The organism is Pseudarthrobacter sp. LT1 (assembly GCF_035621795.1).
In the GTDB taxonomy this organism is placed as follows: domain Bacteria; phylum Actinomycetota; class Actinomycetes; order Actinomycetales; family Micrococcaceae; genus Arthrobacter.
Genome location: NZ_CP141830.1, coordinates 4,288,857 through 4,313,493, shown reverse-complemented (window position 1 = coordinate 4,313,493; position 24,637 = coordinate 4,288,857). Strand labels below are relative to the sequence as shown.

The following is a 24,637-nucleotide window of genomic DNA, read 5'->3' as shown; positions in this document are numbered from 1 at the left end:
ACTCACGTGAGTGCCGCCGTCGGCCCCTTCTGCTGTGGTGTTGCTAGCCCTCGGTTGCCATCGCCGCGTTGGCCGGCACCGCGTCCTCCGCGGGATCGAACCTGGGGTCGTTGGACGACGGGTGGGCGGCGACTGCCGCGGCGTGCTCGGCCAGCACCCCGGTCTGATGGCGGATCTTCAGGCGGTAGAGCATGGCCCCGCCAATCACCACGGCGGCCACGAAGAACACCCCGCCCCACTGCAGGTACCACTCGAACGGCGGCACCGAGTTGTAGATTTCCGGGCGGGGCCAGACCAGGTTCACCGTCATCGCGGCGCCCCACAGGACGGCGAGGATGTTCACCGGAAGGCCCCACTTGCCCATGGTGAACCCGGGCTCGGATCCGTCTGCGACGAGCGGCCACTTCTTCTGTAACCGCTTGCGGAGCAGGGGGACCGTGACCAGGAGGTAGGACAGGTAGATCAGCACGATGCTGATGCTGGACAGGATGGTGAAGATGGCCGGCTGCATCACGTTGACCAGCAGCGGGATGACGGCGATGACGCCGATGACGATGGCCGCCACCGTCGGGGTCCGGCGGACCGGATCCACTTTGCTGAGCTGCCGGCTGAAGGGGAGGTTGTTGTCGCGGGCCATGGCGAACATCATGCGGATGGCGGCGGCGTGGACGGCCAGGGTGCAGACCACCACGGCCACCACGATGCAGGCCAGGAAGGCCTTGCCGAACGGACCGCCCAGGACGGAGAGCACGATGTGCTGCAGGCCGCCGTCGGGGGAGCCGATCTGCGGGTCCGTGAGGTCCGGTGCGGCCAGGATGCCGAACAGCAGGATTCCCCCGCCCAGCACGAACGACGCCGTGACGGCGCGCAGGATGGCCTTGGGAGCAGTCTTCTTGGGGTCCTTGGTTTCCTCGCCCAGCGAGCTGGCGGTGTCGAAGCCGTACATGACATACCCGGAGGCCATGGCACCGATCAGGAAGACGCCGAAGAAGCCCAGGTCGTTGCCTTCACCGAAGCCATTGGTCTGGAAGAAGACCTCCGGCCCGCGCACCACGTGCCAGCCCAGTGCCAGGATCAGCAGCACGGCGGCGATCAGCTCCACGAAGACGCCGATGCTGTTGATCCGGGTCATCAGCTTCACGCCGAACGCGTTGATGAGGGTGGAGATGGTGATCATGATGGTGGCCAGCACCACGCCGTTCATCGCGAAGTCGTAGGGGCCGGTGCCGTCACCGACGAACTGGAAGCCCTCCCAGAGCTGGGGGAGGGTGATCTGCAGGGCCAGTGCCACCGAGCCCAGCGCCATGATGGAGGACAGCAGCAGCAGCCAGCCGGCCAGCCAGGACGAGGTCCCGGAGGACAGCCGCTTTGCCCAGTTGTAGACCGAGCCCGCAACGGGGTAGCGGCCGGCCAGCTCGGCGAAACAGAGGGCCACCATCAGCTGGCCGACGAACACAATGGGCCAGGACCAGGCGTACGCCGGGCCGGCCATGGAAAAGCCGAAGTAGAACAGTTGGAAGACACCGGTGAGGATGGAGATATAGCTGACACCGGCGGCGAAGCTGGCGAACTTGCCGATGCTCCGGTCGAGGGTCTGGGTGTAGCCAAATTCATCCATGCCGCTTGAATCAATACTCTTGCTGGGTTCCAATATGGACTCCTAGATCAGAAAAGCACGATGGGACCGGCCGCCCTGGGGTGCGGCGAGATAACGTTCTGCGGGGGCCGCCATTGTTGGGGAATGCGGCCCCCTTGATGACCCGCCGCTCAGGCGAGGGACGTGGTGAGCTCCTTCTCTTCCAGGGCGTCGGCGCCGGCATAGTCCGCCTTGATGAGATCGGCACAGCGCTCGCCGATCATCATGACGGTGATGTTGGGGTTGACGGTGACGTGCTCCGGCATGACGGACGCATCGGCCACACGGAGGCCGGTGACGCCCTTGACCCGCAGCTCTGGATCGAGCGGCGACATGTCGTCGTCGGCCGGGCCCAGGCGGACGGTGCCCACCGGGTGGTAGACGGTGTTGTGGGTCTTGCGGATGTAGTCCTGCAGTTCCTCGTCGGTCTGCGCCCCGATCCCGGGCGAGAGTTCCCGGCCGGTCCATTTGGCCATGGCGGGCTGGGCGGCGATCTCGCGGGCCTTGCGGATGCCGGCCACCATGACGCGCATGTCGTGGCCGTCCGGGTCCGTGAAGTAGCGGGGGTCCACCATGGGCTTGTCGCGGAAATCGCGGCTGCGCAGCTTCACCGTCCCGCGGGACCGGGCGTGGGTGACGTTGGGGGTGAGGCTGAAGCCGTTTTCCGTGGTGGGGTAGCCGTGGCGCAGCGTGTTCATGTCGAATGGCACCGACCCGTAGTGCATCATCAGGTCGGGGCGGTCCAGGCCGTCCTCGGTGGGGGTGAAGATGCCGATCTCCCACCACTGGGTGGAGGTCTGCACCATGGGCTGCTTGGCCTCGAACTGCACCACGCCTTCCGGGTGGTCCTGCAGGTTCTCACCCACGCCGGGGGAGTCCACCAGCACCTCGATGCCGTGCTGGGCCAGGTGTGCCGCCGGGCCGATGCCGGAGAGCATGAGCAGCTTGGGGGAGTCGATGGCTCCGGTGGACACAATGACTTCCCGGTGCGCGGTGAGCCGGTGCGTCCGGCCGAACGCCCCGTCCACCACGTCCACGCCGGTGCAGCGCTTGTCCGCGTCAATCACCAGCTGGCGGGCGCGCAGGCCGGTCAGCAGGGTGAAGTTGGGGCGGTCCACGATGGGGTGGATGTAGGACACCGAGCTGGAGGAGCGGGTACCGTCCGCCCGGCGGTTGATCTGGAAGAAATTGGCGCCGTTGACCACGGTGGTGCCGGTGTTGAACTTCGTGCGGGGGATGCCCGCCTGTTCACAGGCGTCCAAAAGGGCGACGCCGGCAGGGTCCGCCGGGGGCACGTTCATCAGGTGCACGGGGCCGGAGTCGCCGTGGTGGGGTGCGTCGGGGCCGGCGTCCTGGTTGGTTTCCAGCCGCTTGTACAGCGGCCAGGCGGCATCGGCGTTCCAGCCGGTGGCGCCGTACTTGGATTCCCATTCGTCCAGGTCCTCGCGGGGTGCCCAGAAGGCGATGCAGGAGTTGTGGCTGGAGCAGCCGCCCATCACCTTGGCGCGGGCGTGGCGCATGAAGGAGTTGCCGTTCTCCTGCGGTTCGATGGGGTAGTCCCAGTCGTAACCGGATTCCAGCAGTTCCATCCAGCGGTCCAGCTGCAGGATCTCGGGGATATTGCGGTCGTCCGGGCCCGCCTCGACGAGGGCCACGGTGACGTCCGGATCCTCGCTCAGTCGTGCGGCCACTGCCGCCCCCGCGGACCCGCCGCCGATGACGACGTAGTCGAACCCGCGTTCGGTCACGTCCTCGATGTTGTCGTAGTGCATCTAGTTCTCCTTGCCGTGGTCAGCAAACCAGCCGGTGACCTGGGGGCTGGTGTTCTGGTAGATGTGCTTGGCTTCCTGGTACTCGGCCAGGCCGGTGGGGCCCAGCTCGCGGCCGACGCCGGACTGGCCGAAGCCGCCCCACTCGGCCTGGGGGAGGTAAGGGTGGTAGTCGTTGATCCAGATGGTGCCGTGCCGCAGCCGGGACGCCACCCGCTGCGCCTTGCCGGCGTCCTGGGTCCACACCGCGCCGGCCAGGCCGTAGACGGTGTCGTTCGCGGTGGCCACGGCCTCGTCCTCGGTGCGGAAGGTTTCCACCGTCACCACCGGGCCGAACGCCTCGTCGGTGACCACGGACATCCCCCGTTGGACGCGGTCCAGGATGGTGGGCTGGTAGTAGAAGCCGGCGTCGTACTTTCCGTCCTGCGGTGCGGCGCCGCCGGTGCGGAGCCGCGCGCCCTCCTGAATGCCGCGCTGGACGTAGGCATGGACCTTGTCCCGGTGGGCGGCGGAGATCAGCGGGCCGGTCTCGGCGTCCTCGTCGAAGGGGCCGCCGACCCGGATGTCCTTCGCGCGGCGGACCAGTTCATCCACGAAGCGTTCGGCGATGGATTCCTCCACCACCAGCCGGGCGCCGGCGGAGCAGACCTGGCCGGAATGGACGAACGCGCCGTTCAGGGCGTTGTCCACGGCGGCGTCGAAGTCCGCGTCGGCGAACACCACGTTGGGGTTCTTGCCGCCGAGCTCCAGCGCCACCTTCTTGACGGTGGCCGCAGCGGAAGCGGCGATGCGCTTGCCGGTTTCCAGGCCGCCGGTGAAGGAGACAAGATCGACGTCGGGGTGTTCCGAGAGCGGGGCGCCAGCCTGGGCGCCGGCACCGGTGACGAGGTTGGCCACGCCGTCCGGGAGGCCGAGGTCCTGCAGCAGCTGCATGGCCAGGATGCTGGTGGACGGGGTCAGCTCGGAGGGCTTGAGGACGAAGGTGCAGCCGGCGGCCAGCGCGGGGGCGATCTTCCACGCCGCCTGGAGCAGGGGATAGTTCCACGGCGTAATGAGCCCGCAGACGCCCACGGGTTCGTAGACGATCCTGCTGACCACGTCGGCGTCCCCGGCGTCCACCACCCGGCCCGCCTGCTGCCCGGCGAGCCTGCCAAAGTACTCGAAGCAGGCGGCGATGTCGTCCATGTCGATGCGGCTTTCCACCATCCGCTTGCCGGTGTCCAGCGATTCCGCGCGGGCAAACTTTTCCCGGCGCTCCCGCAGTCCGGCGGCGACCTTAAGGAGGAAGGCGCCACGCTCCGGTGCCGGGACGCTGGACCAGGCGCCGGAATCGAAGGCGGCACGGGCCGCCGCGATGGCACGTTCGGTATCTTCCCGGCCTGCCTCGGACACGGTGGCCACCAGCTCCCCGTCTGCGGGGTTGCGGATTTCGCGCACCGCGCCGGACGCCGCCGGCTCCCACCTGCCGTTGATGAACAGGGAGGAGGCGGGCTTGGTTTCAGTGCTGGGGGCGGCTTCCTGGGCCGGTGTGGCGTAAGTCATAGGAAGGACAGTAATGCACGTTGAACAAGTGTTCAATACTTTTCTTGAACACTTGTTCAATGCTCATGGCACGGCTACTGTTGCCCCTGGACCGGGTGTTTCAGGGCTGTGAGGGGCCCTGGGCGTCGCCGTTGTCGTCCGGGACCGGGGCGAGCGCGATCTGCTCCGTGCGCGCAATGCTCCGCTGGATGGAGGCCGGGTCCACCCCGAGCAACGCGGTCAGCCACACGCCATTCTGGATGACCACGATGTCCGAGGCGCGCTCCCTGCACGCCTCCCAGGACAGTCCGGGCCTGGCGCTGGACACCAGCGCCGCGAGCCCGTCGATGTACCGGTCGAAGGCGGCGGCGTTGATCTGTGCGTAGTCCTCGTCCGCCTGGGCCAGGGCCCACAGGTGCAGGCGCAGCGACAGGTAGCGCGTGGTCAGCAGGTCAGCGCCGGCAACGCGCCGGAGCGCGCGGCGCAGCTGTTCATCGGCTGCCACGGACGGGTCCGGGGCGACGAGTAAAAGGTCATGCTCATCGACGCGGCGCAGGGCAGCGCGGATCAGGGTGGTCTTGTCGTCGTAGTAGTAGTTGACCAGGCCCAGCGCCACCCCGGCCTCCCGCGCCACGGCGCGCATGCTCACGCCCGAAATCCCGTGGCGGGACAGCAGGTCCATTGCCGCTTCGAGGATGCGGGTCTGCCTGTCCACTTGTTCGCCGGAAGTCACGGCACTGGTCCCCATCTGGCCAGACTATTGCCTAACACTGCACGTGCATAACGCGGTACCGCTACGCCCTCCCCGCAACCCGATGGGGCCGCTGATGATGTTTGAAGCCTTCTTCCGCAGGGCACGGTGGTTGTACACCGGGATTGACCAGTACAGCTTGGAGAACGATGGAAAGCGCAAGCCTCATTGCCCTCTTGTTTGCCGGCGCCGTCCGCGCGGGCGAAAGCGCGCAGCCCCACGCGCCGCTACTCAGCGTGAAGCCCGGGTGGAAGCGGGCCGCGTGGCTGGCGTTCCGGAGCAGGACCGCGACTTTCCTGCACCGGCTGGCCTGGGCGCTGGAACCGGACCCGCGCTGACGCAGAAGAAGCCCTGCCGGCCGCCGTAACATGCCCGGCCCGGCTCACGGCTGGGCGTGGTCCGCGCGCTCCAGCAGGCGGGACACCCCGTAGCCAATCACCAGGCCCCAGAATGCTGCGTGGATGTTGAAGAGGTTCATGCCGGAAATGGTCACCACGAACGTCACCAGCGAACCCAGGGTGAAGCTGGTGGCAAAGGCCGTGACGAAGGCCTGCTGAAGGGCCCGCAGCATCGCGATGCCGCCCAGTGCCAGGACGAACTCCTTGGGGGCGGCCAGCATCAGCCGGGTCAGGGTGGGGGCAAACGCTGCGAACACCAGGGCCAGCAGGCCGTACGCCACGGCAGCCGTGTACTGGCGCTCCCTCTTCCCGGACGAGGTCAGCAGGGCGTTGGTGGGGCCTGTGACGCAGGCCGAAACGGCGCCAAAGCCGGCATTCAGCACTGAAAAGGCGCCGGAGGCAATGGCGAAGGCGTTCACGGGCGGACGGTGCCCGGCGGCGCGGAGGACGGCGATGCCCTGGCCGTTTTGGACAAACAGCACGGTGAGGGCCAGGGGAACCACCAGTTCCAGCTGGGCAGCCCACGTGAATTCAGGGGCGGTGAACACCGGGGTGGCCAGGAGCTGCCCGCCGGGGGACAGCCTGAACTGCCCGCTGGCCGCCACAGCGATGCAGCCTGCCACCAGGGTGCCCAGGACCGGCGGCAGGAACCTGCCAAGCCTGGGAACTGCGGTGAGGACCAGGAACGCGGCCACCATCGGAGCAGCCACGGCCGGGTTGTCCTGGGTGGAGGCAACGATGTCTGTGCCGAACTTCAGGAACACCGCGGCCACCATGGCCATCACCAGCGGCATCGGCACCAGTGCCATGGCTTTACGCACCACCCCGGTGGCGCCCAGCGCGAGGATCAGCACGCCCGAGGTGAAGAAGGCCCCGACGACTTCAGGGAAGGCCAGGTGCTGAAGGGACGGTCCCAGGAGCACCGTGCCGGGGATGGACCAGGCGAAGCCCAGGGGCTGCCGATAAATGAGCGACATCAGCAGCGTGGCCGCCCCGCCGGAAAAGAGAATGCCAAAAACCCAGGACGACAGCTGGCCCTGGGTCAGGCCGCCGGCCGTCCCCACGGCCAGGGTGACGGCGATGGGTCCGGACGCCGCGAAGATGAGCCCGATGGCCCCGTTGGAGACATAGGACAGTCCCAGGTCGCGAAGAATCCGCCGGGGGCCCGCGGGCCGGATTCCCGGGCGTTCCAGCAGGGGTTCCGGCGCCGGCGCCGGCGGGGCTGACCCGACGGATGTGGCGGCCGGGTCGGGGCGGGGATGGCTCATCGGAACTCCTGGCTGGCGCGAAAAACCGGAAGCGCTCCGAAGCATCAGCTCCGGAGCGCCTCCGTGCGGGGGTGTCTCCCAGTTTGCGTGCTACTTCTTCTGGCCCTGCTTTGCCAGGACGTAGTCATAAACTACTTCCTCGCCCTTGCCGTCGGTACGGGGGCGGGGGTCCAGCATCAGTTCAGGCTTCACCGCCGAGGCGATGTCGTCCGCGTTGTGGGGGTCGCCGGGGAAGTACAGCTGCTGCGTGACCGGCTCGTAGCCCGGCGCGGACACCTTGATGTGGATGTGCGCGGGACGCCAGGCGTGCCAGCCCGCGGCGTTGATCAGCTGTCCGCAGGCGCCGTCCGTAGGGATCTGGTAGGGCGCCGGACGCATGGTGTTGATCTCGAACCGGCCGTCGTCGGAAGCCTTGACGGTGGCCCGGAAGAGCCACTCGGGCATGCCCGGGGCGTACTGGGAGTAGAAGCCGGCGGCGTCCGCGTGCCAGATCTCCACCTGCGCACCCTGGATGGGGTTGCCGTCGGTGTCGGTGAACTGGCCGGTGAACCGCAGCGGGGTGCCCTCTTCGTCGTCGCGCATTTCCACGGTGGCGGGCGTCTGGAGTTCCGGGGAGCCGGGAACGTAGTAGGGACCCTCGATGGTGCCGACGGTGCCGGGACGGTCCTGGGAGTTCACGTCCTCAACGGTGTGTTCCAGCCAGACGTCGAGGAACAGCGGCCATTCACCGTCCGTGCCCACCTTGATCAGCCAGGCTTTGAGGGCGTTGTATTCCTCGTAGGTGACCTGGTGCTCGACGACGATGTCGTTGGCGGCCTTGATCAGTGCGCCGGCCAGCAGGCTCACCCGTTCCTTGGATACATCCACCCGGGAGAGCTTGCCTGACGCGGCGAACCGTTCGGTTGCCTTGGAGCCTGCTTCGACGGCGGTGCCTTCGTTTTCCGTGCGGCTGTCCGTTGGGGTTTGGGTCATGACGATGTCCACCTTCTTCATTGAATGGGACAGGAAGGGCTCCTGCTCCCCACGCGGCCTGCGGGGCGGGCCGTTCCACCTGCCCTGCTCGGCACCGCGTGATCTTGGTCTCAAGCGTAGGCCCGGAGATAAGGACGCTACAAATATCAACTAGGCGTCTTTTGAGTCATTATCGGTACATAAAGACACCCTTGGTGGAACCTAGGTATTTGCCTGATGTGAGGCCAATCACGAGCGGCAAGAATTGCTGGACAACGTCCGCCGCCGAAGCCTCTTCCCGAGTGGACCTCCGCCCATCCGTCCAGCAATCTCCAATGAAGGAGCACGCCATGACCGAGAACCTGATCCATGCCCGCGAGGTCCTTGCCGACGCCGTGATCGACGACCGAGAGAACGGCGTCATCCGGGCCAAGCGCGAGATCTTCACCGACCAGGAGATCTTCGAACTCGAGATGAAGCACATCTTCGAAGGCAACTGGGTCTACCTCGCCCACGAGTCGCAGATCACCAACGTGGGCGACTACTTCACCACCTATATCGGCCGCACCCCCGTGATGATCACCCGGGACAAGGACGGGCAGCTGAACTGCCTGGTCAACGCCTGTTCGCACCGCGGCGCCATGCTGTGCCGCCGCAAGACGGACAACCGCACCACCTTCACCTGCCCGTTCCACGGCTGGACCTTCAAAAACTCCGGCGAGCTGCTGAAGGTCAAGGACTCCCGGAACGCCGGCTACCCCGAGACCTTCAACAAGGAAGGCTCGCACGACCTCACCAAGGTGGCCCGCTTCGAGTCCTACCGCGGCTTCCTGTTCGGCTCGCTGAAGGCCGACGTGCTCCCGCTCGAGGAACACCTCGGGGACGCCACCAAGGTCATCGACTCCATCGTCGACCAGTCACCCGAAGGCCTGGAAGTGCTGCGCGGCTCCTCCACCTACACCTATGACGGCAACTGGAAGGTCCAGGCCGAGAACGGCGCCGACGGCTACCACGTCACCGCCGTGCACTGGAACTACGCAGCCACCACGGCCCGCCGCAGCGCCGGAGACTCCGCCAACAAGACCAAGGCCATGGACGCCGGCAAATGGGGCAAGGTCAAGGGCGGCTTCTACTCCTACGACCACGGCCACCTGCTGCTGTGGCAGGAATGGACCAACCCCCAGGACCGCCCGCTCTGGGACCGCCGCGACGAGCTTGTGGCCAAGTACGGCGAGGAGATGGCCAACTTCATGATCAACATCTCCCGCAACCTCTGCCTGTACCCGAACGTCTACATCATGGACCAGTTCTCCTCGCAGATCCGCCACTTCCGGCCGATCTCCGCGGACCAGACCGAGGTGACCATCTACTGCATCGCCCCCAAGGGCGAGTCCCAGGAGAACCGTTCAAAGCGCATCCGCCAGTACGAGGACTTCTTCAACGCCACGGGCATGGCCACCCCGGACGACCTGGAGGAATTCCGCTCCTGCAACAAGACCTACTGGGCCACCAGCGCACCGTGGAACGACATGACCCGCGGCTCCACCCACGAGATCGCCGGCCCGGACGAGCAGGCGCAGGCCCTGGGCATGAACCGGGTGATCGCCTCCGGCGTGCGCACCGAAGACGAAGGGCTCTACCCCATCCAGCACGGGTACTGGAAGGAAGTCATGGACCGGGCGCTGGCGGAGGAAGAGGAGCGTTCCGCCCTGGAATCCGTTCCCGTCACCGCCTGAGAGAGCCCGCCGGAACCACAGAGAGCGCAGAACCCATGACCAACCTGACCCACACCGCCCCGGTCCTGAAGACCGCGGAGGAAATCGCAACCCTCGAAACCGTCCGGGCGTTCCTCTACCGGGAAGCCCGCCTGCTGGATGACCGCCAGTTCGACGAATGGCTGGAGTGCTACCACCCGGACTCCGAATTCTGGATGCCGGCCTGGGACGTGGACGACCAGCTGACGCAGGACCCCCAGAACGAGATCTCCCTGATCTACTACGACAACCGCGGCGGCATCGAGGACCGGGTGTTCCGGATCAAGACCGACAGGTCATCGGCCACCTCCCTCCCGGAGCCGCGCACCGGCCACAACATCACGGACGTGGAGGTTGTGGCGAACGACGCCGGCACGGTGGAGGTGCGCTTCAACTGGTTCACCCTGTACTTCCGCTACAACACGACGGACACGTACTTCGGCACCAGCTACTACACGGTGGACCTTTCCGGCCCGCAGCCGGTGATCCTGAAGAAGAAAGTGGTCCTGAAGAACGACTACATCCACCACGTGGTGGACGTCTACATGATCTGACCTGCCCCAGCCGGCGCCCGGTACGTACGGGCGCCGCACGGCAGGTCCCATTCCGTGCCCGCCGGGCACGCCCCAACTTTTCCCCGGACGCGACGACGCGCCCGCCCAGTCAGGAGGACCCCATGGGCCACAAAGTAGCCCTCAGCTTCGAAGACGGCGTCACCAAAGTCATCAAGGTCGGCGACTATGAGACCGTCATGGACGCGGCCTACAAGGCGCGGATCAACATTCCCTCGGACTGCCGCGACGGCGCGTGCGGCACCTGCAAGGCGTTCTGCGATTCAGGCTCCTTCGACCCGGGCGACTTCATCGACGACGCCATGACCGAGGAGGAGCTCGAAAAGGGCTACCTGCTGACGTGCCAGGCCGTCCCAGAGTCCGACCTGGCCATCCAGATCCCGGCCACGTCCGAGTCGGCCAAGACGGCGGCCGCCACCTTCAGCTCCACCATCAAGGAGCTCAACCGGCACACGGACACCACGGTCTCCTTCACCCTTGAGGTGGACAACCGCGACGCGCTCGCCTTCCTCCCCGGGCAGTACGTCAACCTCAAGGTTCCCGGCACCGACGCCGAGCGCTCCTACTCCTTCAGCAGCGGCCCTGAGGTGGACGATGCGTCCTTCATGGTCCGCGTGACCCCGCAGGGCGCCATGTCCGAGTACCTGCGCGACCGCGCCGCCGTAGGCGACGCCATCGAATTCACCGGCCCCTACGGATCCTTCTTCCTGCGCGAACCGAAGCGGCCCCTGCTGCTCCTGGCCGGCGGCACCGGGCTGGCCCCGCTCCTCTCCATCCTGGAGAAGCTTTCCGAAAACCCGCCGTCAACCCCGGTCCACCTCATCTACGGGCTCACCCGCGAGGCGGACATCGTGGGCCTGGACTGGCTCCGCGCCTACGAGGCGAAACTGCCCGGCTTCACCTGGGACTACATCGCCTCCGAGCCCGGCACCTCCGCCCCGCACACCGGCTACGTCACCCAGATCATCGAACCGAAGCACCTCAACGACGGCGACGTGGACATCTACCTCTGCGGCCCGCCGCCCATGGTCAACGCCGTCTCCAAGTGGCTGGACACCGAAGGCATCAAGCCCGCCAACTTCTACTTCGAACGTTTCGCACCGAAGGAGACCACCGGGGGCGACGCCGAAACCGGCGCCCCGGCACCGGCCGGGAAGATCCAGGCCGAAGGCGACACCATGAGCCGCGGCGAGGCCGTCTCCTCGCTGGAGACCGGCCGGCTGGATTTCCGCAAGGAGGACAGCTTCGCCCAGCTGGACGCCCGCATGGGCCTGGAGCTTGCGGTCAGCGAACTGCTGCTGGGAAGGCTCAGCGAGCAGCAGCTGCGCCAGTTCCGCCGGCTCGCGGAAGCCACCACCGGCTCGGTGCAGGGCGGGAACATCACCGACCCCGAGGAGTTCGCGCGCACCAACGAGGAATTCCACGAGTACCTCTTCATGGTCTGCGACAACCCGATGCTCCTGGAGTCCTACCGGCGCCTGGACGTCCACGCCCAGATGGCCGCGGCCTTCGAGGCCGGCACGCCGATCTTCGAACGCGTCACCCAGGACCACCTTGAGATCGTGAATGCCTTCGAACGCGGCGACAAGGACCACCTGCGCGCCGTCATCACCGCCCATGCCCAGGACGCGAAGGACACCATGGCCGGGGCCATCGACGCCAAGGCCGCCCGGTGATGGCTGCGCCGTACGCCGGGCAATACGTGACCCCTGGCCGGTTCGGCGGCAAGGTCGCCGTCGTCACCGGTGCAGCCCAGGGGATCGGCCAGAAGGTGGCCGAACGTATCGGCGCCGAAGGCGGCGCCGTGGTCCTGGTGGACCGCGCGGACCTGGTCCACGACGTTGCCCGCGGCATCGGCGAGGCCGCCAGGGCGTCGGGTTCCGGGGGCTCGGCCACGGCTGTCACCGCAGACCTGGAGACCTTCGCCGGCGCCACCCAGGCCATCAGGGCCGCGCTCGCAGCCCACGGCCGCGTGGACGTCCTGGTCAACAACGTGGGCGGCACCATCTGGGCCCGCCCCTACCAGGAGTACGACGAGGAGAAGATCGAGAAGGAGATCCGCCGCTCGCTCTTTCCCACGCTGTGGACCTGCCGGGCAGTCCTGCCGGCAATGATGGAGCAGGGCTCCGGCACAATCGTGAATGTCTCCTCGGTGGCCACCCGCGGAATGCACCGGGTGCCCTACGCTGCGGCGAAAGGTGGCGTGAACGCCCTGACCCAGTCGCTGGCCATGGAGGTGGCCGGGCACGGCATCCGCGTGGTGGCCACCGCCCCGGGTGGCACGGAAGCCCCGCCGCGGAAGGTCAAGCGCGGGCCGGACGCCGAATCCGCCACCGAGAAGGACTGGTACCAGACCATCGTTGACCAGACGGTGGACTCCTCATTCATGAAGCGCTACGGCACCCTCGACGAGCAGGCGGCGCCCATCGTGTTCCTTGCCTCGGACGAGGCGTCCTACCTGACCGGCAGTATCCTCCCGGTGGCCGGCGGCGACCTGGGGTAGGGGCCGGTGCTGGACGCGCGGCACCAGGGGCGCCCGGGCCGCTCCGGTAGGATTGCGGCCATGACAGCGGGCTCCACCCAGGGCGAGATGGCGGAGGACTTCCCGCTGGCGGGCCGGGCCGCGGCGTTCGAGCAGCTGCTGGAAATCCTCCGAACTGTCCGCAAAGGCAAGGTGGGAACCGTTGTCCTGTCCGGGCCCTCGGGCTCCGGCAAAACCGCGCTCCTGGAACTCTTCCTCGACCACTGCCGCACGGCCGCCCGCGGCGTCCGCGTGCTGTCCGCCATGGGGGACGACTGGGAGGCGCAGTTCGCCCTGGCAGGCTACTCCCAGCTCATGCGGACCCTGCCGCTCCGGACGGCGAAGGATTACGACGGCGGCCCGGCCCTGGCGCCGGGGCCCGTCGCCTCCCTGACCCCTGACCAGGTGGTCAACTACGCCTCCACGCTCAGCACCCATCTTGAAGGCCTGCAGACGCACGGCAGCGTGGTGGTCGCCGTCGACGACGTCCACAAGCTCGACGAGGAGAGCCTGCGCATCCTCACCTTTGTCATGCGCAGGCTGCACGACAAGCGGGTCCTGTTCCTGCTGACCCTCAACCCTGTTGACGCGCCCCGCGTCCCCGCCGGCGTGCTCGACTTCCTTACCGGCCACCAGGTGGCCCGCATCCCGCTGGAACCCCTCTCGCCGCAGCAGGTCCAGGACGTGGCCCGTAGCCTGTTCGGCCTGGACCTCAGCGCGACGGCGGCCCATGGCCTGGTGACGCACACCGGCGGGATTGCCCAGTCCATCGTGGAGCTGCTCCGTGAGCTGCCCCCGGAAACCTGGCAGTCGTGGTTCCCTTCCCTGCCGCCCACCTCCCGGGTGCGCGCCAGGGTCCGCAGCGTCCTGGCCGCAGCGTCCTCCGCCCTGGTCGCCGCCGCGGAAGCCGCAGCGGTGCTCGGCCCCGGCGCGGGCCTGGCCGAGGTGGCCAGGGTGGGCGGCCTGGAATCCGTCATGCCAGCACTCGATGAGGGGCACCGTGCGGGGCTGCTGGGACTGTCCGTGGACCAGTCCCGCTCCGCCGTCGCCTTCCTCGAACCCGGCACCGCGGAAGCCGTCTACGAACAAATCGTCCCCAGCCGGCGCATTGCCCTGCACCGGAAGGCGGCCGAGGTTGTCCAGTCCGAGGGCGAACAGCTGGGCCACCGCGTTGCGGCCACCCCGGCCGCAGACGAAACCCTCGCCGCGGAACTGGAAGAATTCGCGCGGCGGCAGGCGACGGTCGGCGCATGGCAGGATGCCTCCACTGCGCTGTTCTCCGCCTCGCGGCTGTCCCCCGATATCCGCGCCCGGAACCTCCGGCTCCTGAAAGCCGTCGACGCCTTGGTGGGTTCCGGCAACGTGGCCCAGGCGCAGGCCTGGGCCGGGGCAGTGGATGCCCTGCCGCCGTCGCCCCTGCGCTCCTCGGTGCTGGGGTACCTGTCCACCGTGTCCGGCCAGAATGACAGCGCCCAAAGCCAGCTGGAGATGGCCTGGCGCACCAGCAATCCGCAGCATGAACCCGCCGCGGCAGCACAGGTGGCCCAACGGTTCGTCCTCCACGGGGTGGCCTCCTGGGACGGTCCGATGATTACCGGCTGGGCCGAACGCGCCATGGCTCTCACGGAGCCCGGAACTCCGGCGCACATCGAGTCGGAGGCCATCTACGGACTGGGCCTCTATGCCCAGGGCCGGATAGCGGACGCTGAGGCCTCCTACCAGCGGGCCTCTGCCCAGGCGGCCGAGAATGCCCAGAAGCAGCGGGTGCAGATGGGCGCCGGCTGGCTGGCCCTGCGCCTGGACAACGCCGAGTCCGCGCTGGTGAATTTCGAGTCGGCCGCCCCTACCGAGTACCGCGGGGGATCGCTGCGGATCTCCCTGTGGGCCGAGGCCTGGCTGGCCCGCACCCACCTTGTGCTGGGCAACTGGGACGCGGCCGCCGCCACCATCTCCCGGGCAAGCGTCCGGCTGGAGACCTCGCGGATGCCGCTGATCCGGCCGCTGCTGTACTGGACGGCCGCCGAGCTGTGGTCCATGCGGGGCGACTGGGACCGGGCACGCTACTACGTGTCACAGGCCGCGGTGCAGCCGGGAACCTACCGGGCCATGCAGGTCCCGGCCAGCCTGGCCCGCGCCCGCTTCCACGAGGCACGGGCGGACTACGAAAGCGCCCTGGCTGCCCTGCAGCCGCTGGCCGAACTGGACCCCTGGACCGATCAACGGGTGTCCTTCTGGCCCTGGCAGGACACCTACGTCAACGCGCTGGTCATGACCGACAAACTCGACGCCGCAGAGACGTTCCTTACCGCGTTCGAGGGAGTGCACCGCGAGCGGGAAGTCCCCTCTGACCTGGCCCGCGTGGCGTGGGCACGGGGCCGGCTGCTGGCCGCGCAGGGGGACCCGGACACGGCAAGGGAGTACTTCGAGGCGGCGCTGGGACACCTTCGCGGACTCAACCGCCCCTATCTGCGGGCACGGATCAGTTTCGCCTTCGGGCAAAGCATGCGCCGGGCCGGAAAGCGCCGCCTGGCGTCCTCAGTGCTGCGGGCGGCCCGGGACCTGTATGACACCCTCGGCGCAGCAACGTACGTGGAACGGTGCGACCGTGAGCTGAAAGCCACGGGCCTGGACGTGGGGAACCTGCCGGACCCGGCGGACCCGGTGCTTTCTTCGGTGGGCGGCCACCATCAACAGCTCACGGCCCAGGAACAGGCCGTGGCCGAGCTGGTGGCTGCCGGGGCAACCAACAAGGAGGCGGCCCGGGCCCTGTTCCTGGCCGAAAAGACGGTGCAGTACCACCTGACGCGGCTGTACCGGAAGATGGGAATCCGGTCACGCAGCGAACTCGCGGCCGCGTTCCGGGCCAAGGACTGACCCGGAACGCCGCAGCACTAACCGGTGGCTACTTGACGTCCGAGGGGTGCTTGGCCAGCGGAACCACAGTGATGTCCATATACGGGAACAGGGGAAGGCCCTGCAGGATCCCGTGGAGCTCGTCGTTCGATTCGACGTCGAAGATCGAGTAGTTGGCGTATTCGCCCACCACGCGCCAGATCTCGGGCCACTTCCCTGAGCGCTGCAGTTCCTGGGAGTATGCCTTCTCCGTGGCCTTGATTGCGGCGGCTTCTTCGGGAGGCATGCCGGCGGGCAGGTTGACGTCCATATGGACCAGGTACTTCATTGATGACCTCTCGGTGCTAGGGGTGGGTGTCAGTCTGTGCGGTAGTGGGCGAGCTTGTCGTCATCCACGTCAGTGCCCGCACCGGCACCTTCAGGAACGCGGATCCGGCCGCCGGTGATCGCCAGCGGCCGGGCCAGCAGGTCATCGGTCATGTCGAGGTAGTTGGACAGCTCCGCCGCGCGCTTGGCGGTGTGGGCGAAGGCTGCGCCGAACACCACCGAGGCCACCGTGCCCACCTGCGTGTCGATCTGGTTGCCGATGTAGACGTCGATGCCCATGCCCTCGGCCATGCCAACGATCTTGGCGGCTTCGGTGAAGCCGGACCGGGCGGTCTTGACGGACAGGAGGTTGGCCCCGCCGGTGAGGATCTCGCGGGCAGCCTCCCCCAGGTTGGCGGCGGATTCGTCCGCGGCAATGGGGATGGGGGAGTTGGTGACCAGGCGGCGGCGGCCCAGGACTTCGCGGGCATCGTCCGGCTCCTCAAGGAACTGCAGGCCGAGGTTGGCGGTGCGGCGCAGCACCTCGGCGGCCTCGTTGGCTGTCCAGCCGCGGTTGGCGTCCATGTACAGCTCGGCGTCCTCGCCCAGGCCTTCCCGCAGCACCCTGGCGGCCTCGATGTCCAGGTTCAGCGGACGGCGGCCTGTCTTCAGCTTGAAAGTGTTGATGCCGTACGTTTCCCGGAACTCCAGGGCCAGCGCCAGGAGTTCCTCGGCGGGTTTGAAGCCAAGCATGTGGGAGACGCGCAGCGAGTCGGTGTAGCCGCCCAGCAGCTTGGTCACGGGCTGCCCCAAGGTCTTGCCGATGACGTCCCACACGGCGATGTCCACCGCGCCCTTGGCCGTCTGGTTGTGGATGGTCCTGGCCAGGACGGCCTGGATCTTTTCCCGGTCAAAGACGTCAATGCCCACCAACTGCGGGGCGAAGACATCCTGCATCACCGCGACGATGGACTTCTGCGTCTCACCGTAGGTGTACGGGCGGGGAGGGGTGTCTGCGGTCCCCACCACGCCGTCATCTGTGTGGACGCGGACCAGGACATGGTCGGCCTCGTGCACGGAGCCGGAGGCGAAATGGAGCGGGTGGCGGTACGGGATCGAGTAGGGGATCGCCTCGATGGCTGCGATCTTCATGATGGGAGGTGCCTTTCATCAGCAGGAGCCGGGTGGGGAGCGGGGGTGCCGGCAGGGGCGGAGGCGTCAGCGGTTGCCGTGGCCACAACGTCCAGGAAGTTTTGCAGGAGGGCGGACCGGTGGCCGCGCAGCCAGGCGACGGCCAGTTCCACCGGCGGAGCATTGTCGATCTCCCGGTACGCGACGCCTTCGAGCTGGAAGGCACGAACGCTGGACGGCATGACGGCGATCCCGCCGCCCGCGGCTACGAACGCCAGCATTGTGGAGGTCTCACCAACCACTTGCGTAATCCGCGGCTGGAAGCCTGCCTGGCGGCAGAGGTCCGAAGTAATGCGGTTCAGCACGGACTCCGGAGCGTAGGCGATGAAGTCCTGGTCCTGCAGTTCATGCATGGCCACGGGCCGGTCCATCGCCAGGGCGCTGAAGGAGGGAAGCGCGACGACGAGTGGCTCCTGGGTGACCACGCGGTAGTCGATCTCCTCGGACGCAACGGGGGGACGCAGCAGCGCCGCGTCCAGGGTCCCGTTCCGCAGTCCCGCTTCCATCGACGGCGTCAGCATCTCTCCGTTCAGCGCCAGCGACAGGCCGGGAAGGACCTGCTTGGTGAGCCGTGCGATCCGTGGCATGACTCCGTAGGTAGCCGACCCGGAGAACCCCACCCGAAGGACGCCGGTGGCGCCCTTGCCCACCTGGTAGACATCCGCCCGGAGCGTCTCGACGTCGTTGACGATCTGGCGGCCGCGGTCCAGCAGGAGCTGGCCCGCGGCCGTCAGGTCCACCCGCCGGGTGGTGCGGTTGAGGAGCTGGACGCCCAGCTGGTCTTCCAGCTGGCGGATCTGCTGGGACAGGGGCGGCTGGGCCATGTGCAGGCGCTTGGCCGCCCTGCCGAAGTGCCGTTCCTCTGCGACCGCGATGAAGTAGTTCAGCTGGCGGATTTCCATCCGGTGCCACCTTTCCAACGGGTCGGGGGAGGCGCGCGTGGCCTCATTGATTCATAGAGTAACCATAAAGAGCCTTACTTAGATACTTTTTCGACGTAATCTTGCTTCTCTTCAACTACGGGCAAGGCTTCCTCCACCTTGTGCTGGCGCGGTACCAGGACGGTGACGGCGCCGCCGAGCAGGGCCACCGCCCCGTAAATGTAGAAGGCTGTTGCCCCGCCGATCCCCGCCGCTGCCAGCCAGCCGCCGATGATCGGGCCCAGGACCCCGCCCAGCCGGCCCACGCTGGCGCACCAGGCGACGCCGGCGGCCCGGGCATTGGTGGTGAAGTAGTTGGACTGAAAACCGTAGACCAGCACCTGGGTGCCCAGGGTTCCCACCCCTGCGGTGGCGATGAAGGTGAAGAGCAGCGGCAGGGGAAAGCTGAACGTCATCAATCCCAGGGAAATGGTGGCGAGGGCAAACGTGGCAGCGATAACCCGCTGTGGTCCGTTCCGGTCGGCCATCCGGGAAGCGACCAGTCCGCCCACCACGGCGCCGAGGTTCAGGGCCAGCGGGAAGAACAGAGCGTAGGTCCGGCCGTAGCCGTAGCCCTCCATGATCTTTGGAAGCCAGGTGTTGAGCCCATAGGTCAGCAGGAGCCCGCAGAAGGACATCAGGCCCAGCAGGATGGATGCCACGGCGAACTGGCGGGAAAAGACGGCGGCGAACCCTGACTTCCGTGGTGCGGTGCCGGCCTCCCGGATCACCTGCTCTTCGGCGAGCGGCACGCCGGTGCGCCATGCGGCGGCCAGCGCTTCCTCTTCCCGGCCCCGGGCCAGCAGCCACCGCGGGGATTCCGGAAGCTTCCGCCAGGCAATGGGCAGGATGACCAGGAGGGGCAGGGATCCAATGATGAAGAGACCGCGCCAGCCGATGCTGTCCAGGAAGGCGATGCCCAGGACGGACGCCAGCACGCCGCCCGCGGGGACCCCGGAGTACACGATCGCGTTGTAGAACTGCCGGCGGCCCGCGGGCGCGAACTCGGCCATCGTGGCGCCGGCGCTCGCGATGACGACGCCCAGGCCCAGCCCGGTGGCAAACCGGAGGGCGCCGAAGGCGGTGACGTCCGTGGCCAGGGCAGTGGCGAACATGCCCAGGGAGAACCAGGCGATGCCAGCGAGCATCAGCCGGCGGCGGCCGAAGAAGTCACCGACCGCCCCGCATGCCAGCGACCCCACCAGCACGCCGATCAGGGCCCAGGATCCCAGGAGCCCGGCGGTGGCAGCATCAAAATGACCGATCTGGCCCGCGTCCGCGAGCAGGCCCGGAAGGACGGTGCCGTAGACCACCAGGTCGTAGCCATCAAACAGGAGGGCAGCGCAGATGACGAAAGCCACCCAGTTGGCTGTCCGGGTCTCCTTTCCCGGGTTTCCGGAGATCGTGGATTGGGGGTGCGGCAGCGTCATGGCGCATGTCCTTTCAGGGGGCGGGTGGGCAGGCGTCGGGGGATTCGGATGGATCCGCGCCGGGCCTCGGCAACCCAGCCTGACAGGCAATGTGACGCACGGCATATGAGGGGAATGCCCGGTTTCCCGCCGGGGATGGATTGTGCCGTTTCCGCATATCAAAGGGACTGTTTTTGCGATGGATCCAGCGGGAACAGGCCAAATGCACCCGGCAGCAGGGGCATCCCGGCGGCGGCGGGAGGGTCGGTATCAGTCCATACGCGGCCGGTATGAACCAGGCGGCCCGTAACCATGGCCGGGGTCACGGCGACGCGGTTAGGCTGGCGGAATGATCAATCCAGCACGGCTGCACTCAGACCTGTCCCGCCTGGGCCGGGAGACGGACATGTTCCTTGCCACGGTCTCCTCCTTGTCCGATGAAGAGATGGCGGCTCCGTCGCTGTGTGAAGGGTGGACCCGTGCCCACGTCATCGCGCACGTCGCATCCAGCGGACGGGCCCTGGTTGGGCTGATCGACTGGGCCACGTCCGGGGAGGAACGCCAGCTGTACGCGTCCCCTGAAGCGCGATCGCGGGCCATTGCCGCACTGGCGGCCCTGCCGCGGGAGGAGCTCCTGGCTGAAGTGCGGGACTCGGCCACCGCTTTCGCCGATGAAGCCCGGCGGTTGACCGGGGCGCTTGCGGCGCCGGAAGTAAAGGTGGGTGGCCGGGAGCTGCCGGCAACCTCCATTGTGGCGCTGCGGATTGCCGAGGTGGTGGTGCACCACCATGACCTGGACACCGCCTGGACCATCGAGGAGGCCGACCCCGATTCGCTGTTGAACGCCATCGAAGCCGTGGTTCGCGCCATGCGTGCCAAGGGGGCGCCCGGGATGACGCTGGTTACCGAGGAACGCGACAAGTGGGTCATCGGTGACGGCGGCCTGCGGGTTGAGTCGGACCGGGAGGGCCTCCTGAAATGGCTGGCACGCGGCCACGCCGAAGATATTGAGGCGGCGGGCCCGGTGCCCGTGCTGCCGGCCTGGTAAAGCCAAAGAAGAATCCCCGCCGGGCACCAGCGAATTGCTGGCGGGCCCGGCGGGGATTCCTTCGTCGGCGGGACGCCTACTTCTTCGGCAGGCCCGCCGGGTTCAGTTCGGACTTCTGGATGGCCTCGGAGGAGAGGCCCCAGCGGTCCAGGATCCTGGCGTAGGTACCGTCGTCAATCAGGTGGTTCAGCGCAGCCTGCGCGGCGACCGCCAGCCCGTTGCCCTTCTTGGTGGTAAACGCGATCTGCGCGGTCAGCGGCCAGCCGCCGTTCAGCGTGCCCACCTGCTTCGTCTTCCCGTCCTGTGCTGCCTTGTACGCGGCGGCGGCGTTGGGTCCGAACGTCAGGTCCGCCCGGCCTGACTGAAGTGCAAGGCTCGAGGCCGAGTCGTCGTCGTAATACTGGAACTGGACCGGCGCCAGGCCGTTCTTCTTGTTCTCCTCGTCCCACCGCACCAGGATGGCTTCCTGGTTGGTGCCGGAGCCCACGATGATCCTCTTGCCTGCCACGTCCTTGGCTTCCTTGATCTCGCCGATGCCCGAATCACTCTTGGCGTAGAAGCCCAGGAGGTCGTTGCGGTAGGTGGCGAAGTCGAACTTTTCCTTGCGCGCCTCGGTGACGGTGACGTTGGAGAGCACGGCCTCGTACTTGGACGATTCGATGCCCAGCGGCCAGTCCGCCCACGCCACGGGCAGGACCTCCACGTTGAGCCCCAGCGCCTCGCCCACGGCGTAGGCGATGTCCACTTCACTGCCGATCAGGGTCTTGTTGTCCGTGGCGAACAGGCTGAGCGGCGCCGCCCCGCCTGTGGTCACCACGGTGAGCTTCCCGTCGGCCTTGATGGCCTCCGGCACCAGTGCAGCCGCGGCGGGGTCGGCCGCGACGTTGAAGCGGTCCTGTTCCGGGGACAAGTTGAAGGTCTTGCCTGCGGAGTTGGCGGCGGACGACGACGGTGCTGTCGCTGCCGAAGCGCCGGGATCGGAGCAGGCAGCCAGTCCCAGCAGCGCTGAGACGGTCAGGGCCACGACGGCGGCCGGCTTGGTGTTGATGGCCATGGTTCCTCCTTGGAAAGGGAGCGGAAGATGCAGCGTACTGTGCGCGTTGCAGCAACTATCCGGCAGCCCCGGAGGCGGAATCAAAGGCCACGAAACCCGGGGATACAGGGAGTAACCGCAGTTAACCGGAGGACCGCGGCGGTCATATTCGCCGGCCGCAACCCCGCCGGATACGCGCCTGTCACGCATCCAGCAGAAAGCGAGTACTCGCGCGAAAAAGACAAGTGGTGATTACGCGTGTTCTCCGCCCGTGCCGGACTCTACGGTTGGGCCATGAGGCGGCCAGAGTGGGCCGCCGCAATGGTCTTATCAGGAGCTCGCATGCGCACTTCCCCGTCCAAGTCCCCCCTTTCCCGCCGCCTGGCCGCCGCCGTTGTCCTGCCCGGGCTGCTCACCACCAGCATGGTGCTGGTCCAGCCGGCCGTTGCCGCTACAACCTCCACCACCGGCATGTGCAACGGAGTGGTCAACCAGCTGGCGCACCGTGGCGCTGTGCAGGAAAACCTTTTGAAAGCCGCCGCCAAGAAGAACGCCGACGCGATCGCTGCCTTGCAGGCCGACAAGGCCAAACTGCAGGCCCAGGCGGATGCCTTGGCGGCGCAGAAAGCTGACGCGGAGAAAGCGCTGGCTGACCTCGCTGCCCAGGAGACGCAGCTGGACAGCCAGGAAACGGCAGCGCAGGCAGAACTGGACAGGGTGACCGCTCAGCAGGAAAGCCTCACCTTGCAGGTAGCGGCAGCGAAAACGGCCATCACCGACCTTCAGGGAAAGAAGGCAGACGTGGAGAGCCAGCTGGCTCCGCTGCAGGAGGAACTGGCAACTGCAGAGGCCGCCTCCGCGGACCTCCAAGCACAGGCCGACCAGCTGGGCGCAGAACTGGTGGCCAACAGCCAGGCGATCGCAGCCGCCCGGACGGAGCTCTCCGCGCTGCAGCAGGCCGCGGACCAGGCAGCCTCCGACCTGGCCACCAAGGAGACCCAGATCCAGCAGGCCCAGGATCAGTTGACAGCCCTGGCCGCGCAGGCGCAGCAGGCCGCCGCTGCCGTGGACGCCGCGCAGCAGGCTGTCGCCGACGCCGAAACCCAGCTGAACGCGCTGGTGGCAGCCGGAGACACCGCGGCAGCAGAGCTGCAGGCCCAGCAGGACAAAGTGGATACTGCGAAGGCGGCACTGGCCGCGCTGCAGGAAACCGCTACAGCCGCCAACGCTGCCGTCACCGGCAAGAAGGACCAGATCGCCACGGCACAGGCCGAGCTCGGTACCCTGCAGTCCACGGCCACCGCTGCCAAGGCGGCCCTCGATGCCAAGAACGCCGAGATCGCCAAAGCCCAGACGGACCTGCAAACCCTCCAGACCAACGCGGCGGCCGCAGCAAAGGCTGTCAGCGACAACACCGCCAAGATTGCGGCCGTGAACGCCGACATCACCAGCTTCCAGGCCCAGATCGCCACGGTGAACGGCCAGATTTCAGCCAAGCAGGCCCAGTTGACGCAGGCCCAGAACGACCTTGCAGCATTGACCGCGCAGAAGGACGCTTTGACTGCGCAAATTGCAGACCTCAACAGTCAGATCGATGCGATCAAGGGCAACTCGCAGAAGAAGCGCGACCTCATCGCCCAGCGTGACATCCTCCAGGACCAGTTGAATGGCGTGAACAGCCAGATCGCCAATAAGAGCGCCACCATCTCCGGCCTCCAGGGTGATCTGGCAACCCTGCAAAAGCAGGTGGACAGCCTGAACTCCCAGCTTCTGGCCAAGCAGCAGGAAAGCAGCACACTGCAGCAGCAGGCAGCGCCCCTGCAGGCAGCCCTCGACGCCGCCAATGCTGCGGTGACCGCAAAACAGAACGATATTGCGTCCCTCAAGGAACAGGTGCCAGCGCTCCAGGACGCCCTGAACCAAGCCAATACGGCCGTGACCTCCAAGCAGACGGAGCTCGCCACCCTGGAGGGGCAACTCCCGGGTTTGGAGCAGGCAGCAAAGGACGCAGTCGGCGCAGTGATGGCCCAGCAGCAAGTGGTCGCAAACCTCGAAGAGGCCTTGCCCACCCTGACCGAACACGTCGCGCAGGCCGAACAGGACATCGCGGACCAGCAGGCAGTTCTCGACGCGAAGAACACCACTCTGGCCGGGGCGCAGGGAGCGCTCGCTGCAGCCAACGGCGCGGTGGAGGACAAGCAGTCGGAGATCTCCACCTTGCAAGACCAGCTCAACGGCCTGCAGGCAACCCTGGACGCCGCGAACACCGCGGTTGGCACCAAGACGGCGGAAATCGCTTCGCTCAACCAGATCGGCGACGACCTGGTGGCGCGGATTTCGTCGCTCAATACCGAGATCGGCGCCGCGGAAGGCAACATCCTGGACTTACAGACTCAAGTGAAGCCACTGCTTACCCTGCTGAACCAGCTCAACGGCGAGATCAGCGCCACGGAGGCTAAGCTGGCGGATCTGCAGGCACAGCTAACAGCCCTCGATCCTCAGATCGTGGCCGCGCAGACCAAACTGGCGGATCTGCAGGCCAAGAAGGGGAACTACGCGGATCCGATCAAGGTGCAAAAGCTCCTGGTATCCAGTCTTCAAACGCAACTGGCTGACATCCAGAAGCAGATGGCGGCGATCGATTCCACCATCGCGAACGGGGGCTGCGCCGTCTGATCCGGGAGGCATGAAGGCCGGCGCCCAACGACGTGCGCCGCAAGGAGGGGACCAGCTCAA

At 67.2% G+C, this 24,637-nt stretch carries 19 protein-coding genes; 8 read left to right on the top strand and 11 right to left on the bottom strand.

What is annotated here, in order from left to right; all coding sequences use genetic code 11:
• Positions 1-43: 43 nt before the first annotated feature.
• The 4 genes from VIK36_RS20275 to VIK36_RS20260 form a co-directional block, all read right to left on the bottom strand.
• A complete protein-coding gene (locus tag VIK36_RS20275) occupies positions 44-1,618 on the bottom strand; it encodes an APC family permease (RefSeq protein WP_324645324.1) in 1,575 nt (524 codons plus the stop codon).
• 149 nt (positions 1,619-1,767) lie between these two features.
• Positions 1,768-3,408 carry a GMC family oxidoreductase gene (locus tag VIK36_RS20270; protein WP_324643400.1) on the bottom strand — a complete coding sequence of 547 codons (1,641 nt, stop codon included), beginning with the start codon at positions 3,406-3,408 and terminating at the stop codon, positions 1,768-1,770.
• Positions 3,409-4,947, bottom strand: coding sequence for an aldehyde dehydrogenase family protein (locus VIK36_RS20265; RefSeq protein WP_324643399.1), 1,539 nt, complete (start codon positions 4,945-4,947; stop codon positions 3,409-3,411).
• 100 nt (positions 4,948-5,047) lie between these two features.
• Complete coding sequence (locus tag VIK36_RS20260) at positions 5,048-5,674, bottom strand: TetR/AcrR family transcriptional regulator (RefSeq protein WP_255173589.1); 627 nt, start codon at positions 5,672-5,674, stop codon at positions 5,048-5,050.
• 152 nt (positions 5,675-5,826) lie between these two features.
• Here VIK36_RS20260 and VIK36_RS20255 point away from each other — a divergent pair, with 152 nt between their 5' ends.
• Positions 5,827-6,015 (top strand): hypothetical protein, encoded by a 189-nt coding sequence (locus VIK36_RS20255; protein ID WP_255173588.1) that lies wholly within the window; start codon positions 5,827-5,829, stop codon positions 6,013-6,015.
• 44 nt (positions 6,016-6,059) lie between these two features.
• Here the strand turns inward: VIK36_RS20255 and VIK36_RS20250 are convergent, their stop codons facing one another.
• Both VIK36_RS20250 and catA read right to left on the bottom strand, forming a co-directional pair.
• The gene (locus VIK36_RS20250; protein ID WP_275180542.1) at positions 6,060-7,343 is read right to left on the bottom strand and encodes a benzoate/H(+) symporter BenE family transporter; all 1,284 of its coding nucleotides are present in this window, start codon (positions 7,341-7,343) and stop codon (positions 6,060-6,062) included.
• A gap of 90 nt (positions 7,344-7,433) precedes the next feature.
• Positions 7,434-8,315 carry a catechol 1,2-dioxygenase gene (catA, locus tag VIK36_RS20245; protein ID WP_224023546.1) on the bottom strand — a complete coding sequence of 294 codons (882 nt, stop codon included), beginning with the start codon at positions 8,313-8,315 and terminating at the stop codon, positions 7,434-7,436.
• 329 nt (positions 8,316-8,644) lie between these two features.
• On the opposite strand from catA, the gene benA reads away from it, so the two are divergent.
• From benA to VIK36_RS20220, 5 genes are all read left to right on the top strand, one after another.
• On the top strand, positions 8,645-10,030 hold the full coding sequence (gene benA, locus VIK36_RS20240) for a benzoate 1,2-dioxygenase large subunit (protein WP_224023544.1): 1,386 nt from the start codon (positions 8,645-8,647) through the stop codon (positions 10,028-10,030).
• 35 nt (positions 10,031-10,065) lie between these two features.
• Positions 10,066-10,602, top strand: coding sequence for a benzoate 1,2-dioxygenase small subunit (benB, locus tag VIK36_RS20235; RefSeq protein ID WP_324643395.1), 537 nt, complete (start codon positions 10,066-10,068; stop codon positions 10,600-10,602).
• Between the two features lie 122 nt (positions 10,603-10,724).
• The gene (gene benC / locus VIK36_RS20230) at positions 10,725-12,296 is read left to right on the top strand and encodes a benzoate 1,2-dioxygenase electron transfer component BenC (RefSeq protein WP_324643393.1); all 1,572 of its coding nucleotides are present in this window, start codon (positions 10,725-10,727) and stop codon (positions 12,294-12,296) included.
• Positions 12,296-13,123, top strand: a complete 828-nt coding sequence (locus tag VIK36_RS20225; RefSeq protein WP_324643392.1) for a 1,6-dihydroxycyclohexa-2,4-diene-1-carboxylate dehydrogenase — start codon at positions 12,296-12,298, stop codon at positions 13,121-13,123. The genes benC and VIK36_RS20225 overlap by 1 nt, the downstream gene beginning before the upstream one ends.
• A 60-nt stretch (positions 13,124-13,183) precedes the next feature.
• A complete protein-coding gene (locus tag VIK36_RS20220; RefSeq protein WP_324643391.1) occupies positions 13,184-16,015 on the top strand; it encodes an AAA family ATPase in 2,832 nt (943 codons plus the stop codon).
• A 28-nt stretch (positions 16,016-16,043) separates the two neighbouring features.
• Here the strand turns inward: VIK36_RS20220 and catC are convergent, their stop codons facing one another.
• The 4 genes from catC to VIK36_RS20200 all read right to left on the bottom strand — a co-directional run bounded on the left by catC (position 16,044) and on the right by VIK36_RS20200 (position 19,841).
• On the bottom strand, positions 16,044-16,322 hold the full coding sequence (gene catC, locus VIK36_RS20215; RefSeq protein ID WP_324643390.1) for a muconolactone Delta-isomerase: 279 nt from the start codon (positions 16,320-16,322) through the stop codon (positions 16,044-16,046).
• A gap of 29 nt (positions 16,323-16,351) precedes the next feature.
• Complete coding sequence (locus VIK36_RS20210; protein ID WP_255173579.1) at positions 16,352-17,452, bottom strand: mandelate racemase/muconate lactonizing enzyme family protein; 1,101 nt, start codon at positions 17,450-17,452, stop codon at positions 16,352-16,354.
• Positions 17,449-18,393, bottom strand: a complete 945-nt coding sequence (locus tag VIK36_RS20205; protein WP_255173578.1) for a LysR substrate-binding domain-containing protein — start codon at positions 18,391-18,393, stop codon at positions 17,449-17,451. The genes VIK36_RS20210 and VIK36_RS20205 overlap by 4 nt, the downstream gene beginning before the upstream one ends.
• 74 nt (positions 18,394-18,467) lie before the next feature.
• On the bottom strand, positions 18,468-19,841 hold the full coding sequence (locus tag VIK36_RS20200) for an aromatic acid/H+ symport family MFS transporter (RefSeq protein ID WP_324643389.1): 1,374 nt from the start codon (positions 19,839-19,841) through the stop codon (positions 18,468-18,470).
• A 328-nt stretch (positions 19,842-20,169) separates the two neighbouring features.
• Between VIK36_RS20200 and VIK36_RS20195 the strand changes: the two genes are divergently transcribed.
• The gene (locus VIK36_RS20195; RefSeq protein ID WP_324643388.1) at positions 20,170-20,868 is read left to right on the top strand and encodes a maleylpyruvate isomerase family mycothiol-dependent enzyme; all 699 of its coding nucleotides are present in this window, start codon (positions 20,170-20,172) and stop codon (positions 20,866-20,868) included.
• 76 nt (positions 20,869-20,944) lie between these two features.
• Here the strand turns inward: VIK36_RS20195 and VIK36_RS20190 are convergent, their stop codons facing one another.
• Entirely contained in the window at positions 20,945-21,922 is a 978-nt protein-coding gene (locus VIK36_RS20190) for an ABC transporter substrate-binding protein (protein ID WP_324643387.1), read from the bottom strand.
• A 321-nt stretch (positions 21,923-22,243) separates the two neighbouring features.
• On the opposite strand from VIK36_RS20190, the gene VIK36_RS20185 reads away from it, so the two are divergent.
• Positions 22,244-24,577 carry a chromosome segregation ATPase gene (locus tag VIK36_RS20185; RefSeq protein ID WP_324643386.1) on the top strand — a complete coding sequence of 778 codons (2,334 nt, stop codon included), beginning with the start codon at positions 22,244-22,246 and terminating at the stop codon, positions 24,575-24,577.
• Positions 24,578-24,637: the final 60 nt, after the last annotated feature.